The following is a 432-nucleotide window of genomic DNA, read 5'->3' on the forward strand; positions in this document are numbered from 1 at the left end:
CGGCGGCGCGGTGCACAAGGTCCGGTTCACCCTGGACCTGCTCAACCCGCTGGACTGGTTCCACCCCAACGCCACCGGCCAGGGCCGGATCGCCGAGGTGACCTGGCGTGCCTCCGGCCTGGCCAACTGACCGTCGCGCGGCAGACCGTCAGGGTTGGCGGGGCTCCGGGACGGCGGCGCCGCGGGAGCGGTAGAGCGCCCGGGATCGCTGCGCCAGGTCCTTCGTGGCCGACGAGTTGGCCCAGGTGCCGAGCACGATGGCCGCGCCGGGGACGACCTTGGCGACGATCCGCTTGGCGGCCCGCACGCCGGCCATCTGGGCCAGCCGGACACCGAGTTGCAGCATCACCCGACCGAGCGGACGCTGGCCGCCCAGGCCGAAGAGCGCGTCGGCGCGTTCCCGGCCGGCGGCCACGCCGAGCGCCAGTCGGG

The 432-nt window shown here is 75.5% G+C and carries 1 protein-coding gene; it reads right to left on the reverse strand.

Annotated features, from left to right (window positions below):
* Positions 1 to 148: 148 nt before the first annotated feature.
* Positions 149 to 432: hypothetical protein (locus C7C46_RS33665; RefSeq protein ID WP_220040757.1), on the reverse strand; the 284-nt coding region annotated here is incomplete at its 5' end.

It is taken from the genome of Streptomyces tateyamensis, assembly GCF_003205575.1.
Classification (GTDB): Bacteria; Actinomycetota; Actinomycetes; order Streptomycetales; family Streptomycetaceae; genus Kitasatospora; species Kitasatospora tateyamensis.